Raw genomic sequence first — 248 nt, forward strand, 5'->3', positions numbered from 1 at the left:
TGCGTCGGGGCGACTCGTTCCGGCGCGATTTCACAGGCTGTGTTCGGGTCGCTCCCGGAGACGATCGGCGAAGAAGTAGACAAGACGGTCGTGATGGCTCGCGGACCGGAGGAGTCGGCGATGTCGGTCCGTGAAGCGCTCCTGCGGCGACTGGAGGTGTAACCTATATGTACCTCATCATCATCGGCGCCGGCGACATCGGCACGCCACTCATCGATATTGCGACCAAGTCCGGGAACGAAGTCGTC

General features: G+C 62.1%; 1 pseudogene. It reads left to right on the forward strand.

The features are described 5' to 3' along the window. Window positions 1-167 precede the first annotated feature (167 nt). Window positions 168-248, forward strand: a pseudogene (locus EXE42_RS20515) (TrkA family potassium uptake protein); the annotation flags it as partial.

Origin of the sequence: Halorubrum sp. SP3 (genome assembly GCF_005435195.1) — an archaeon.
Taxonomy (GTDB): domain Archaea; phylum Halobacteriota; class Halobacteria; order Halobacteriales; family Haloferacaceae; genus Halorubrum; species Halorubrum sodomense.